We start from the raw sequence: 13,234 nt of genomic DNA on the forward strand, positions 1-13,234 counted from the left end.
GACCGCAATGTCCACCGTCCCCTGGCTGACGATCCTCGGCCTCATCCCCCTCGTGGGCGCGCTCGTCGTCGCCTTCGTGCCGGGGAGCGCCGAGAACGCCAAGCGGATGGCGATCGGGTTCTCCCTGGTCACGCTCGTCGTCGGCGTCATCGCCGCGACGCAGTTCGACCGTGCCTCGAGCAGCCAGTTCCAGCTCGGTGAGCAGCACTCGTGGATCCCGCAGTTCGGCGTCAGCTACTCGCTCGGCGTCGACGGCATCGCGCTCGTGCTCATCCTCATGGCGCTCGTGCTGACCCCGATCTGCCTGCTCGCCGCCTGGCACGACGTGCCCGAGGAGGCCGGCCCCCGCGGCGGCCAGCGCGTCAAGACGTACTTCGCCCTCATCCTCGTGCTCGAGACGTTCATGGTCGGGGTGTTCGCCGCCACCGACGTGTTCCTCTTCTACGTCTTCTTCGAGGCCATGCTCATCCCGGTCTACTTCCTCATCGGCCGCTTCGGCGGGCCGCGCCGGCAGTACGCCGCGATGAAGTTCCTCCTCTTCTCGCTCGCCGGCGGGCTCATCATGCTCGTCGCCGTCATCGCCCTCTACCTGCAGGGCCCCGGCGGCACCGACGGCTTCCTCATCGAGCGCCTCACCGGTCTCTCGCTCGACCCGACCACCGAGCGGCTGCTGTTCGTCGGCTTCTTCTTCGCCTTCGCGGTGAAGGCGCCGATGGTGCCGTTCCACACGTGGCTGCCCGACGCCGCCACCGAGTCCTCGCCGGCGACGGCGACGCTGCTCGTCGGCGTGCTCGACAAGGTCGGCACGTTCGGGATGATCCGCTTCTGCCTCCAGCTCTTCCCGGAGGCGAGCACGTGGGCGACGCCCGTCGTCGTGGCCCTCGCGGTGCTCTCCGTCATCTACGGAGCGCTCCTCGCGATCGGCCAGACCGACATGATGCGCCTCGTGTCCTACACGTCGGTGAGCCACTTCGGCTTCATCGTGCTGGGCATCTTCGCCTTCACCAACGTCGGCCACGCGGGCTCCACGCTCTACATGGTCAACCACGGGTTCTCGACGGCCGCGCTCTTCCTCTTCGCGGCCATGCTCGTGCGCCGTCGGGGGAGCAAGCGCATCCCCGACTTCGGTGGCTGGCAGCGCATCACGCCGGCCCTCGCGGGCATCTTCCTCGTCGCGGGCCTCTCGGGCCTGGCCCTGCCGGGTCTGTCGAGCTTCGTCTCGGAGTTCCTCGTGCTCGTGGGCAGCTTCCCGACGCAGCCGGTGGCCGCCGTCATCGCGACGACCGGGATCATCCTCGCCGCGCTCTACATCCTGCTCATGTACAAGAAGGTCATGACCGGCCCGAAGCCCGAGGGCCTCGTGGGCGAGCGCGAGCACGACCGGCTCGACGAGTCCGGCCGTCGCGGCCTCACCGCCGTGCGTGACCTGACGACGCGCGAGAAGCTCGTCGCCGCGCCGCTGATCGCCGCGTTCGTCGTCCTCGGCTTCCTGCCGAACCTCGCGCTCAACGTGATCAACCCGGCCGTCGACAAGACCCTGTCGCACGTCCAGCAAGCCATTCCGAACCTCAACCCGGCCGGCACCGTGGCCGAAGGGAGCTCGAAGTGACCGCCGTCGCTCCGCTGGCGCTGCCCACGCTTCCCGCAGCGTTCCAGCAGTCGAACGTCGACTACCTCGCGATCCTGCCGTTGCTCATCGTCTTCGGCACGGCGCTCATCGGCGTCCTCGTCGAGGCGTTCGCCTCACGGGAGCGTCGCCACGCCATCCAGGTGACGCTCGCCGTCGCCGGCCTGCTCGCGGCCGCCGCGGCGATCATCCTCGCGGCCAAGCACCAGGGCCTGACGATGGGCCTGACGGACGGCTCGACCAACCGCCAGCTCTTCGCCCTGGCCATCGACGGACCCGCCCTGTTCATGCAAGCCACGATCCTGCTCCTGGGTGTCCTCGGGGTCCTGACGATGGCCGAACGCTTCGGGGGCGTCGGTCCCGACGCCTTCACCCCGAGCGGTGCCTCGACACCGGGCTCTGCCACCGAGACGGCAGCCGCCCGCGCCGGCGCGCTGACGTCGGAGGTCTTCCCGCTGACGATGTTCGCGATCTTCGGCATGATGCTCTTCCCGACGACGAACGACCTCATCGGCATGTTCGTCGCCCTCGAGGTGCTCTCGCTGCCGCTCTACATCCTCTCGGGCCTGGCCCGTCGTCGCCGCCTGCTCTCGCAGGAGGCGTCCCTGAAGTACTTCCTGCTCGGTGCCTTCAGCTCGGCCTTCTTCCTCTTCGGCACGGCCCTGCTCTACGGCTACGCCGGCTCGGTCTACTTCGGTGACCTGTCCAAGGCGATCGCGGCCGGACCGCTCGCGATGAACGGCCTGCTGGTGCCCGGTGCGTTCCTCGTCTTCGTCGGTCTCCTCTTCAAGGTCGGCGCGGTGCCGTTCCACGCGTGGACGCCCGACGTCTACCAGGGCGCTCCGACGCCGGTCACCGGCTTCATGGCCGCGTGCACCAAGGCCGCCGCGTTCGGCGCGATCCTGCGCCTCGGCTACGTCGGCCTCGACACCGGCCGCTGGGAGTGGACCAACGCGCTCGTCCTCGTCGCCCTGCTCACCATGGTCGTCGGCTCGGTGCTGTCGGTGACGCAGACCGACATGAAGCGCCTGCTCGCCTACTCCTCGATCGCGCACGCGGGCTTCATCCTCGTCGGTGTCCTCGCCTTCGACCGCAAGGGCGTCGGCGCGGTGCTCTTCTACATCGTCGCCTACGGCTTCTCGACGATCGCGGCCTTCGCCATCGTCTCGCTCGTGCGCCAGAACGGCGCCGAGGCCACGCACCTGTCGCAGTGGGCCGGGCTCGGCAAGCGCTTCCCGGTCGTGGCCGGAGCGTTCGCCTTCCTCATGCTCGCCTTCGCCGGCATCCCGCTGACCTCGGGCTTCGTCTCGAAGTTCGGCGTCTTCTCGGCGGCGATCGGCACCGGTGGAGCGACCGGCACGGTCCTGGCCGTCGTCGGTGTCCTGTGCAGCGCGATCACGGTCTTCGTCTACGCCCGGGTCATCGTCCTGATGTTCTTCAGCGACGCTCCCGACGACGCGGTCGAGGTCGCCATCCCGTCGGTGTCGACGACGTTCTCGATCGCCATCGGCACCCTGGCCACGCTCGCCCTCGGCGTCCTGCCGTCGGCGCTGCTCGACCTGGCCGACCGTGCCTCGCAGTTCGTCCGATGACGGCTCAGCCACGGCTGCAGGGTCGTCCGTCCGGTGACGGGGCTCGATGACGACGCACGCCACCCCGCCGGTCCTCGGGATCCCCGGGGCCACCGCGGACCTGTCGGCACGCCTGAGTGACGGACTGGCCCGGGTCGACGCCCTGCTCACGCAGGTCGTCGACCACGACGACCCGTTCATCGCCGCCGCGTCGGGACACCTCGTGGCAGCGGGCGGCAAGCGGTTCCGGCCGCTGCTGACGCTCCTCGCGGCCGAGCTCGGCCAGGGCATCAACGACGACGTCGTCGCGGCTGCGGCAGGTGTCGAGCTGACCCACCTCGCCTCGCTCTACCACGACGACGTCATGGACGAGGCGAGCGTGCGACGCGGTGTCGCGTCGGTCAACGCGGCCTACGACAACTCGACGGCGATCCTCGTGGGCGACCTGCTCTTCGGCAAGGCGTCCGAGCTCGTCGCGGGCCTCGGCGCCGAGGCCGTCCTCATCCAGGCCCAGACGTTCGTGCGCCTCTGCAACGGGCAGATCCGCGACGACCGTCCCTGCCCGGACGGCGTGGACCCGGTCGACTACTACCTCGGCGTCCTCGCCGACAAGACCGGCGTGCTCATCGCGACGGCCGGACGCTACGGCGTCATGTTCAGCGGCGGCTCACCCGAGTCGGTCGAGATCATGCGGTCCTACGGCGAGAAGCTCGGCATCGCCTTCCAGCTCGCCGACGACCTCATCGACATCGCGTCCGACGCCGACGACAGCGGCAAGATCCCCGGCACCGACCTGCGTGAGGGGGTCGACACCCTGGCCGTGCTGCGTCTGCGGGCCATGGCCGATCCTGCCGACGCGTCGGACGCGCGTCTGCTCGAGCTCCTCGACGGTGACCTCACCGACGACGCGGCCCTGGCCGAGGCCCTCCGGCTCCTCCGGGCCCACCCGGCCCTCGCGGTGGCGCGAGACGAGACGTATGCCGTCGCCCGCGAGGCGCAGGCGCTGCTCGACCCGCTGCCCGACAGCGACGCGAAGGCAGCCCTGCAGGCCCTTGCCCTGAGCGTCGTCGACCGCGTCGGCTGACCCGCGCCTCACCGGCACGTCCCGGTCGAGCGGCCGCCGGGTCACACGAGGCGCCGTGACGGACAGGGCCGTCGACTGCAGTGCCCTCGAGTGAGCTCGGGGGGTCACGAGGTGGGGTGACGCTCGGTAGGGTGCAGACCATGCATCGCCGCCTCTCGCCGCCCGTCGCGGCGCGCCTCTCGGCGGCGACCGCCGACCTGCCCGGCCCGCTCGCCGTCGTCGACCTCGACGCCTTCGACGCCAACGCCGCCACCCTCGTCGAGCTCGCCGCGGGCGTGCCGATCCGCATCGCGACGAAGTCGCTGCGCAGCCGACCCCTCATCGAGCGGGCCCTCGGGCGCGGCGGCTTCGAGGGGCTCATGTGCTACGCCGTGCGCGAGGCGCTCTGGTGGGCCCGCGACGGTCACGACAACCTCCTCGTCGCCTACCCGAGCGTCGACGTCCCGGCACTCGCCGAGCTCGCTGACGACCCGGCCCTGACCCGGGCCGTCGTCGTCATGGTCGACAGCGTCGAGCACGTCGACTTCATCGCCCGCGAGGTGCCCGGCCACGAGGGCTTGCGCGTCGCGATCGACGTCGACGCGTCGCTCCGGGTCGGCCCCGCGCACATGGGTGTCCGCCGGTCACCCACCCGCACGCCCGGCGACGTCGAGTCGGTCATCCGCCGGGCCCAGGAGCGGGGTCTCGTCGTCGCGGGCCTCATGTTCTACGACGCCCAGATCGCCGGTCTGCCCGACTCCTCGCCCGTCGTTCGCCGGATGAAGAAGGTGTCCGACTCCGAGCTGCGCACCCGCCGGGCCGCGGTGGTCGCGGCCGCGCGCGCCCTGGCCGACCTCGAGATCGTCAACGGCGGTGGGACCGGCAGCCTGCACGTCACGCACCACGACTCCTCGCTCACCGAGCTCGCTGCGGGGTCGGGCCTCTTCGCGCCGACCCTCTTCGACGGCTACGACGCGCTGTCGCTGCGTCCGGCCGCCTACTTCGCCGCCCCGGTGGTGCGCCGGCCCGGCGCAGGGATGGTGACGGCATACGGCGGCGGCTACGTCGCGTCGGGGCCGCCCGGGTGGTCCCGGGTGCCGAGCCCGCTGCCGGAGCACGATGTCGCCCTGCTCCGGCGGGAGGGGGCCGGTGAGGTCCAGACGCCCCTCGAGGGCCCGGGCGCCGACCGGCTCTCACTGGGTGATCGGATATGGTTCCGGCACGCCAAGGCAGGGGAGCTGGCCGAGCGCTTCACGGAGTTCGCGCTCGTCAGCAGCGACGGAGGCGACCGGGTCGTCGGACGGGCCGCGACCTATCGTGGGGAAGGGCAGTGTTTTGGCTGACAGCGTGGGTGGCGTGAAGCGCCGCGTCGTACGCAGCATCGACTGGTCCAACTGGGCCGGCACCGAGTCCTCGAAGCTCGCCCGCGTGGCGACGCCGCGCAGCGAGGCGGAGGTCGTCGAGGAGGTCGTGCGAGCCGCCGACCGGGGACTGCGGGTCAAGGCGATCGGCGCCGGCCACTCGTTCACCGGCGTCGCCGTGACCGACGGGGTGCAGCTGCGCCTCGGTGCCCTGAGCGGGGTCACCTCGATCGACTCGACGCGCGGCGAGGCAACCGTGCGCGCCGGCACCCCGCTGCACGTCCTCAACGAGGAGCTCGAGGCGTTCGGCTACGCGCTGCCCAACCTCGGCGACATCGATCGGCAGAGCCTCGCCGGCGCCACCGGCACGGGGACGCACGGCACGGGCCTGCGCCTGACGGGGCTCTCTGCCGGCATCCGGGCGCTGCGCATCGTCCTCGCCGACGGGTCGCTCGTCGAGTGCTCACCGACGCGCGAGCCCGAGCTCTTCCAGGCCGCCCGGCTCGGGCTCGGCGCGCTCGGCATCGTCACCGAGATCACCGTCGCCGTCGTGCCCGCCTTCCTGCTCCATGCAGTCGAGCGGCCCGAGTCCCTGACGGACGTGCTGGCCCACGCCGAGGTGTCGGCCGAGGCCAACGACCACTTCGAGTTCTACTGGTTCCCGCACACCGACCGGGCCCTGACCAAGCGCAACAACCGCGTGCCCGAGGGCACGGCGAGGCGCCCGCTGCCGGCCTGGCGCGAGAAGCTCGACGACGACCTCCTGAGCAACCGCTTCTTCGAGCTGACCAACCGGCTGGCCACTCGGATGCCACGCTCGACGAGGAGCATCAACGCCATCGCGTCCCGCGCGCTGAGCGAGCGCCAGTTCACCGAGCGCTCGCACCAGGTCTTCGTCACGGCGCGCGAGGTGCGCTTCATGGAGTCGGAGTGGGCCTTCCCGCGGGCGAGCCTCTCCGAGGTGCTGCTCGAGCTGCGCGAGTGGGTCGACACCCACGACGAGCGGATCTCCTTCCCCGTCGAGTGCCGGGTGGCCGCCGCCGACGACGTCTGGCTCTCGACGGCCTACGAGCGCCAGAGCTGCTACGTCGCGATCCACAAGTACCACCGGCAGGGGCGGGGTGGCTACTTCGACGCGTTCGAGGCGATCGCCGTCAACCACGGCGGTCGCCCGCACTGGGGCAAGCTCCACACGCGCGACGCCGACTACCTTCGCAGCGTCTACCCGCGCTTCGACGACTTCCTCGCGGTGCGCGACCGCGTCGACCCGGAACGCCGCTTCGGCAACCCCTACCTCGAGCGGGTCCTCGGCGCCTGAGCGCCGTGGCGCCCGCGCAGTGGCGTATGCCGTGTGCCTGCTCAGCTGCCGGCGCGAGCCGAGCGCTGTCGTTCCCAGGCGAGGCGCAGCGAGTGCCGGAGCGCGTCGTCGTCGCCCGCGAGGTCGGCCTGCAGCTTGGCGTGCGCCTCCCACCGGGGCGGCACGCCGAAGGTGTCGGGGTGGGCGCTGACGAGCCGCTCGCGGTCGCGGCCGCCGAGGCGGACGAGCAGCGTGCCGGCAGTGTCGGCACGGGCCACGAGAAGCCCGTCGACGTACCACGCGCGGCGTCCGTCGGTGCGTCTGGCACGGACCCCCTCGAGCGTCCGGAGGTACGCGTCGACGTCGTCCAGGGTCATCCACCGACGGTAGTCCGCACGGGCCGGCCTGCGGGGTCTGCGGTCCCGCTCGGCGACACCTGCTGATGACCGTCGGCGTGCGTCGACCGCTGTCGGCGGCCCCACCTACGGTGGGGAGCGACGCACACCGACGCCGAGGAGGATGCCGTGACCGAGCAGAGGACCTACCCCGAGGGAGTGACCTCGTGGGTCGACACCGAGCAGGCTGATGTCGATGCCGCCGCGGACTTCTACAGCGGCCTCTTCGGCTGGACCTTCGACGAGGCCACGCCGCCGGGCGTGCCGTTCCGCTACCTCATCGCCCGCCTCGACGGCCAGGACGTCGGTGGGCTCGGCGGCCCGTCGACACCCGCGGCACCCGCGGCACAGGACGCCGGTAGTGGTGGCGGTGGTGGTGCAGCCCGGTGGCACACCTACGTCGCGGTCGACGACGCAGTGGCCGCGACCGGCCGCGTCGAGGAGGCCGGGGGAGCGGTGGTCCAGCCACCGACGGCGGCCGGCGAGGGCGGTCGGTCGGTGGTCGTGCGTGACCCGCAGGGGCTCGAGGTGCGCCTCTGGGAGGCCAGGCGGCGGCTGGGCTCGCAGGTGACCAACGTCCCGGGGGCGTGGAACTTCAGCGACCTGCACACCGACGAGCCGGCAGCCGCACAGCAGTTCTACACCCGCGCCTTCGGCTGGGAGTTCGCCGACGTCGGCTTCGCCACGATGATCCGGGTGCCCGGCTACGGCGACCACCTCGCCTCCACCACCGACCCGGGCATCCACGAGCGGCAGTCGGGGGCCACGGTGCCGCCGGGCTTCGCCGACGCGATCGGCTGGGTCGTGCCCGTCGCGCCGGACGCCGAGCCGGGGTGGCACGTGACGTTCACCGTCGCCGAGCGCGACGCGGCGGCCGACCGGGTCGTGCGGCTCGGCGGGTCCGTCGTCCGCACCGGCGACAGCGACTGGACGCGCACCGCTGTCGTCTGCGACCCGCAGGGCGCCGTCTTCACCGTCAGCCAGTTCCTCGGCTGACGTGTGCGCCGACCCGGCCCGACGGCATACGCCCTCGGTGCGGGTGCGCCGTCAGGCGTCGGGCCGGGTCATCGAGAGGACGTCGAGGGCCTCGTCGAGCTGCTGCTCGGTGAGCGTCCCGTCGGCCACGTGCCCCTGCTCGATGACGATGTCGCGGATCGTGCGTCGCTCCTTGACCGCCTGCTTGACGACCGCGGCCGCGGCCTCGTAGCCGAGGTAGCGGTTGAGCGGCGTGACGATCGAGGGTGAGCCCTCGGCGAGGGCCCGCGCGTGCTCGACCTCGGCCGTGATGCCCTCGACGCACCGGTCGGCGAGCAGGCGGCTCGTCGAGGCGAGCAGCCTGATCGACTCGAGGACGTTCTTGGCCATGACCGGCAGCATGACGTTGAGCTCGAAGTTGCCCGCAGCGCCGGCTGTCGTGATGGTGACGTCGTTGCCGATGACCTGCGCGCACGCCATCAGGGTCGCCTCGGGCACGACGGGGTTCACCTTGCCGGGCATGATGCTCGACCCGGGCTGCAGGTCGGGCAGGTGGATCTCGCCGAGGCCGGTGCGGGGTCCGGAGCTCATCCAGCGCAGGTCGTTGCAGATCTTCGTCAGGCTCACGGCCACGACCTTGAGCGCCCCGGACAGCTCGACGACCGCGTCCTGCGCCGACTGCGCCTCGAAGTGGTTCGCGGCCTCGCGGAACGGGATGCCGGTGACCCCCGACACGCGCTCGATCACCTTGCGGGCAAAGCCCGGTGCCGCGTTGAGACCGGTCCCGGCGGCCGTGCCACCGAGGGGCAGCTCGCTCGTCGCCTCCGCGGCCCTGCGCACCCTGCTGGCCCCGAGCTCGACCTGTCGCCGGTAGCCGCCGAACTCCTGCCCGAGCGTCACCGGCACGGCGTCCATGAGGTGGGTGCGGCCGGCCTTGACGACGTCGGCGAACTCGGCCTCCTTGCGGCCCAGGGCGAACGCGAGGTGCTCGAGCGCCGGGACGAGGTCGAGGACGCTCGCCGTCGTCGCCGCGATGCGCAGCGCGCTGGGGAACGTGTCGTTGCTCGACTGGCCGGCGTTGACGTGGTCGTTGGGGTGCACGTCGAGGTCGCTCGCGAGGTGCGCGATCCGTGCCACGACCTCGTTGACGTTCATGTTCGTCGACGTGCCGGAGCCGGTCTGGAAGACGTCGACGGGAAACTCGCCGTCGTGGTCGCCGTCCGCGACCTCGGCCGCCGCCGCCGCGATGGCTTCGGCCCGGTCGGCGTCGAGGACCCCGAGCTCGGCGTTGACGTCGGCGGCAGCGGCCTTGAGCCGGGCGAGGGCGTGGACGACGCCCGGTGGCACCGGCTGCCCGCTGATCGGGAAGTTCTCGACGGCCCGGGCCGTCTGCGCGCCCCACAGGGCGTCGGCGGGCACCTGCACCTCGCCCATCGAGTCGTGCTCGGTCCGGAAGCCTTGCGCTGACACGTCGCTCATGTACCCATCATCCACGGCTCGGCGAGGAGATCCGCCGTAGACCTTGTCGTGGGCGGGGTCGCGGGCGCACGCTGGACGGTGCGCGCGCCGACGCGATCCTTTGACGTACCACCCTGAGGAGAGGCCATGGCTCACCGTCGAGTTCTCACCGCGTGCATCGTGTCCGCCGCGACCGCCCTCGCCGGAGCCGCGGTCGCGGTCGCCGCCCCGACGGACGTCATCGTCAACGTCGCCAGTCCGCCCACACCCTTCTCGCAGAACAAGCAGAACGAGCCCGCCGTCGCGATCGACGCCCACGAGCCGAGCGTCGTCGTCGCCGGGGCGAACGACGAGATCGACGACGAGTCGTGCGCGGCCGGGGACCCGACCACCTGCCCCTTCACGGACGGCGTGGGTGTCTCCGGCGTCTACTTCTCGTTCGACGGCGGCAGCGGATGGACCCAGCCGACCTACACCGGCCTGACCGGCCGCGACTGCCTCGGGCCCGCGGCCTGCACCGCGCACCCCGGACCCATCGGCACCCTCCCCGGCTACGCCGCCAAGGGGCTCGTCTCGGACGGCGACCCGGCGGTCGCCTTCGGTCCGCGTCGGGCGTCGGACGGGACGTTCTCGTGGACCAACGGCTCGCGCCTCTACTACGCGAACCTCACCTCGAACGTCTCGGCCGACAAGGAGTCCGCGACCTTCAAGGGCTTCGAGGCCATCGCGGTGTCGAGGACCGACGACCCGCGCGCCGCCGCCGCGGATGACGCCACGGCATGGAAGGCCCCGGTGATCATCTCCAAGCAGTCGTCGACGACCTTCTCCGACAAGGAGCAGGTGTGGGCCGACAACGCCGAGTCGAGCCGGTTCTTCGGCCACGTCTACGTCTGCTGGGCCTCGTTCCGGAGCAACAGCCACGGCAACGCCCTCCCGACGCCGCTCATCGTCGCGCGGTCGACGGACGGCGGGGACTCCTGGACGACCAAGCAGGTCGGGCCCGCGACCGACAACGGGATCAACGGGCAGCCGGACGGCTGCACGGTGCGGACGGACAGCCACGGCAACGTCTACGTCTTCGGTGTCGGCAGGCGTCGGGGCACCGACCTCCAGCTCATGTACCGATCCACGGACGGGGGCGCCCACTGGGCGGGCCCGACGGCCGTCGCTCCGGTCACCGAGCCCGGTGTCATCGACCCCGTGCTCGGTCGGCCGACCATGGACGGGATCGCGGGAGCTCGCGTCGACCTCGCGGCGGGCCCGAGCGTCGACATCGCCAACGGTGCCCCGAGCGGTGCCGGAGCCACCAACCAGATCGTCATGACCTGGGCCGACGGTGCCTCGGGGCTCGACCACGAGCAGCTGCTCTGGACGAGCTCCACCACGGCGGGCGCCAGCTGGACCGCTCCGGCCGCGCTCGCGCTGCCGACGGGGGACCGGCCCGTCTACACGGCGCCGGCGATGTCGCCCGACGGCACCGACCTCTACGTCGTCGACAACGCCTTCACGACGCCCTACCGGCACGACACGACGTCGGCCCGCGGTCTCGTCGGCCAGGTCTGGCACGCCGACATCGTGGCGGGGGTCCCGAGCGGGTGGTCCTCACTGGACCGCAGCGCCGTCGGTGACCCGCGCGGGACGAGCCAGAACGGGCTGACAGCCGAGTTCCTCGGCGACTACGTCTACGCAGCCGCGACCCGCGACGGCGTGGTCGGCGTCTGGAACGACGCGGCGAATGCCGCCGACTGCCCGGCGATCGACTCCTACCGGGCCTCGCTCTACACGGCGAGCCCCATCTCACCGCCCAACGTCCTGGCGGCGTGCCCGGCGACCTTCGGCAACAGCGACATCCGTGGCGGCAGCTGGGCGGACCCGACACCGTGACGGTCCAAGCGGCCGGGCTGAGCTCCGTCAGCGCCCGGTCGGTGTCCCGCCCAGCGCGGGCAGGTCCTCGTCGTGGTGGTGCGCCGTCCCCGGGCACCCCTCGGAGCCGGCGCACGACCACCCGGCCGGGACGGCCCGCGTATGCCGTGTCGCACCCGGTGCGTCCTCGCGCCCCAGCCGCTCGGCACCCGTCTCGTCGGTGCCGGACGGCTCGGGTGAGGGGTTGTGGATGAGCAGCCATGACACGACGCCGCCGGCGGCGAGCAGGCCGGCGCACAGGAGCATCGCGGTTCGATACGCCGACGAGAAGGCCTCGGGGACGGCGTAGTCCGAGCCGCTGAGCCCGACGACGGCCGGCAGCGCGGCGACGGCGAGAAGGCTGCCCGCGCGGGCGACGGCGTTGTTGACCCCGCTCGCGACGCCGGCATAACGGTCAGGAGCCGCGGCGAGGACCGTCGCCGTCAGGGGCGCGACGAGCAGGGTGAGCCCGAGGCCGAAGACGGAGATGCCGGGCAGGACGCCGGTCCAGTAGGTCGAGCCGGCGCCGACCCCAGACAGCATGAGGGCGCCGACGGCGCACACGACAGGGCCGACCGTCATCGGCAGGCGTGGCCCGATGCGGGAGGCGAGCGCACCGCCCCGGGCGGCGAGGAGCAGCATGAGCACGGTGATCGGCAGCGAGGCCATCCCGGCGAGCAACGGACCGTAGCCGAGGACGGTCTGGAGCTGGAGCGTGAGGAAGAAGAACACGGCGCCGAGGGCGGCGTACACGAGCAGGGTCATCGCGTTGGCCGCGCTGAACTGGCGCGACGCGAAGAGGGCGGGCGGGACCATGGGGTGCGAGGTGCGGCGCTCGACGACGACGAACGCCGCGCCGATCGCGAGGCCGACGAGCCCGACCCCGATGGCCGCCGCTGCTCCGAGCGTCTCGTGCTGGATCAGCGCGAAGGTCGTCGTCCCCAGGGCGAGCGTCGCCAGCACCGCGCCGGTCACGTCGAAGTGGTGGTCGGCACGCTCGTCCCTCGTCTCGGGGACGTGCAGCTGCGCGATCCAGACGGTCGCGGCGCCGAGGGGCAGGTTGACGAGGAAGGCCCAGCGCCAGCTCGCGTACTGCACGAGCCACCCGCCGACGAAAGGCCCGAGGGCAGAGGCGACGCCGCCGAGTCCGGACCATGTGCCGATGGCCTTGCCGCGGTCGTCGGGTCGGAAGGACGCCTGGATCATCGAGAGGCTGCCCGGCGTCAGCAGTGCTCCCCCCACGCCCTGGAGCACCCGGGCGACGATGAGCTGGACGGGTGACTGCGCGAGCCCGCACGCGGCGGAGGCCAGCGTGAACCACACGACCCCGATGACGAAGACGCGCCGGCGGCCGAAGCGGTCACCGAGCGAGCCGCCGAGGAGGATGAGCGAGGCGAGCGCGAGGAGGTAGCCGTTCGTGATCCACTGCAGCTCCGCGAGGCTCGCGCCGAGCTCCTCGCCGATCCGGACGAGGGCGACGTTGACGACGGTCCCGTCGAGCAGCGCCATCCCCGAGCCGAGCACGGCAGCGGCGATGACGAACCGACCGGTGCGAGAACCCAGGACGACGTCGCTCACACCGGCA

10 protein-coding genes are annotated in these 13,234 nt (G+C 72.1%); 7 read left to right on the plus strand and 3 right to left on the minus strand.

All coding sequences use genetic code 11. The annotated features are described in order from the left end of the window. The first annotated feature begins 7 nt into the window (after window positions 1-7). The 5 genes from NR112_RS08025 to NR112_RS08045 all read left to right on the plus strand — a co-directional run bounded on the left by NR112_RS08025 (window position 8) and on the right by NR112_RS08045 (window position 6,940). Window positions 8-1,609: an NADH-quinone oxidoreductase subunit M gene (locus tag NR112_RS08025; RefSeq protein WP_256793877.1), complete on the plus strand. Its 1,602-nt coding sequence runs from the start codon at window positions 8-10 to the stop codon at window positions 1,607-1,609. Continuing rightward, window positions 1,606-3,219 (plus strand): NADH-quinone oxidoreductase subunit NuoN, encoded by a 1,614-nt coding sequence (gene nuoN, locus NR112_RS08030; RefSeq protein WP_256793472.1) that lies wholly within the window; start codon window positions 1,606-1,608, stop codon window positions 3,217-3,219. The genes NR112_RS08025 and nuoN overlap by 4 nt, the downstream gene beginning before the upstream one ends. A gap of 46 nt (window positions 3,220-3,265) precedes the next feature. Further along, window positions 3,266-4,282 carry a polyprenyl synthetase family protein gene (locus NR112_RS08035; RefSeq protein ID WP_256793473.1) on the plus strand — a complete coding sequence of 339 codons (1,017 nt, stop codon included), beginning with the start codon at window positions 3,266-3,268 and terminating at the stop codon, window positions 4,280-4,282. 140 nt (window positions 4,283-4,422) lie between these two features. Beyond that, a complete protein-coding gene (locus NR112_RS08040; RefSeq protein ID WP_256793474.1) occupies window positions 4,423-5,604 on the plus strand; it encodes an alanine racemase in 1,182 nt (393 codons plus the stop codon). Window positions 5,605-5,608: 4 nt separating this feature from the next. Continuing rightward, a complete protein-coding gene (locus NR112_RS08045; RefSeq protein WP_256793475.1) occupies window positions 5,609-6,940 on the plus strand; it encodes a D-arabinono-1,4-lactone oxidase in 1,332 nt (443 codons plus the stop codon). A gap of 41 nt (window positions 6,941-6,981) precedes the next feature. Here the strand turns inward: NR112_RS08045 and NR112_RS08050 are convergent, their stop codons facing one another. After that, window positions 6,982-7,296, minus strand: a complete 315-nt coding sequence (locus tag NR112_RS08050) for a hypothetical protein (RefSeq protein WP_256793476.1) — start codon at window positions 7,294-7,296, stop codon at window positions 6,982-6,984. A gap of 147 nt (window positions 7,297-7,443) precedes the next feature. On the opposite strand from NR112_RS08050, the gene NR112_RS22875 reads away from it, so the two are divergent. Then, entirely contained in the window at window positions 7,444-8,310 is an 867-nt protein-coding gene (locus NR112_RS22875; RefSeq protein WP_256793477.1) for a VOC family protein, read from the plus strand. 51 nt (window positions 8,311-8,361) lie between these two features. On the opposite strand, the gene NR112_RS08060 is transcribed toward NR112_RS22875, so the two are convergent. After that, entirely contained in the window at window positions 8,362-9,768 is a 1,407-nt protein-coding gene (locus NR112_RS08060) for an aspartate ammonia-lyase (RefSeq protein WP_256793478.1), read from the minus strand. Between the two features lie 126 nt (window positions 9,769-9,894). Here NR112_RS08060 and NR112_RS08065 point away from each other — a divergent pair, with 126 nt between their 5' ends. Continuing rightward, the gene (locus tag NR112_RS08065) at window positions 9,895-11,631 is read left to right on the plus strand and encodes a sialidase family protein (protein WP_256793479.1); all 1,737 of its coding nucleotides are present in this window, start codon (window positions 9,895-9,897) and stop codon (window positions 11,629-11,631) included. Between the two features lie 27 nt (window positions 11,632-11,658). Here the strand turns inward: NR112_RS08065 and NR112_RS08070 are convergent, their stop codons facing one another. Next, window positions 11,659-13,227: an MFS transporter gene (locus NR112_RS08070; protein WP_256793480.1), complete on the minus strand. Its 1,569-nt coding sequence runs from the start codon at window positions 13,225-13,227 to the stop codon at window positions 11,659-11,661. Window positions 13,228-13,234: the final 7 nt, after the last annotated feature.

This window comes from Terrabacter sp. Ter38 (genome assembly GCF_024519435.1).
Lineage (GTDB): Bacteria > Actinomycetota > Actinomycetes > Actinomycetales > Dermatophilaceae > Terrabacter.

Bases quoted from the DNA above. Each gene is read 5' to 3' on its own strand.
- NR112_RS08050 (WP_256793476.1), bottom strand. From the start codon at position 7,296: ATGACCCTGGACGACGTCGACGCGTACCTCCGGACGCTCGAGGGGGTC.
- NR112_RS08035 (WP_256793473.1), top strand. From the start codon at position 3,266: ATGACGACGCACGCCACCCCGCCGGTCCTCGGGATCCCCGGGGCCACC.
- NR112_RS08060 (WP_256793478.1), bottom strand. From the start codon at position 9,768: ATGAGCGACGTGTCAGCGCAAGGCTTCCGGACCGAGCACGACTCGATG.
- NR112_RS08040 (WP_256793474.1), top strand. From the start codon at position 4,423: ATGCATCGCCGCCTCTCGCCGCCCGTCGCGGCGCGCCTCTCGGCGGCG.
- NR112_RS08025 (WP_256793877.1), top strand. From the start codon at position 8: ATGTCCACCGTCCCCTGGCTGACGATCCTCGGCCTCATCCCCCTCGTG.
- NR112_RS08065 (WP_256793479.1), top strand. From the start codon at position 9,895: ATGGCTCACCGTCGAGTTCTCACCGCGTGCATCGTGTCCGCCGCGACC.